Genomic DNA, 670 nt, shown 5'->3' on the forward strand with positions numbered 1-670 from the left:
GACGCGCAGGCCGGAGGCGAGCGCCGGCAGCGCGGCCGGCACGCGGACGCGCCACAGCACCGCGGCGCGCGACGCGTCCATCGTCGCCGCCAGCTCCAGCAGGCCGGGATCGGTGCGGCGCAGCCCGTCATAGAAGGCGGTGGCGACGGGGAAGAAGATGATGAGCGTCGCCATGACGACCTTGCTTGCCATGCCGAAGCCGAACCAGAGCGTCAGCAGCGGCGCGATGGCGAAGACCGGGATCGCCTGGGAGACCAGCAGCAGCGGCAGCAGCCAGCGCCGCCCGCCCCGCCAGGCGGCCAGCGTCAGCGCCATGCCGCAGCCCAGCAGCGCGCCGAGCGCGAGGCCGGCGAGCATCTCCGCCCCCGTCACCAGCGCGTGGCTCGCGATGCTGTCCCAGCGCGCCGCCAGCGCCTGCGCCACGCGCCAGGGGGAGGGCAGCAGGAAGGGCGGCACCTGCGTCAGCCACACGAAGCCCTGCCACAGCGCGATTAGGCCGGTGGCGGCGAGCAGCCCGTGCATCACGCCGCCTCTGCCAGGCGGTCGAGCAGCTCGCCCTGCGCGGCCAGCAGCGCGGGGTCGCGCGCAGGCCGTGGCGGCGGCCCGGCCGGGGGGGCGATCTCCGCCGGGACGGCGGGCGTGCCGCCCAGCACGAGGATGCGGTCGGCCA

The 670-nt window shown here is 76.6% G+C and carries 1 protein-coding gene; it reads right to left on the reverse strand.

What is annotated here, in order from left to right:
- A partial coding sequence (locus OZN99_RS32975; RefSeq protein WP_270939383.1) for an ABC transporter permease occupies positions 1-522 on the reverse strand: 522 nt, incomplete at its 3' end.
- Positions 523-670 lie beyond the last annotated feature (148 nt).

The organism is Falsiroseomonas oryzae (assembly GCF_027856955.1).
Taxonomy (GTDB): domain Bacteria; phylum Pseudomonadota; class Alphaproteobacteria; order Acetobacterales; family Acetobacteraceae; genus Falsiroseomonas; species Falsiroseomonas oryzae.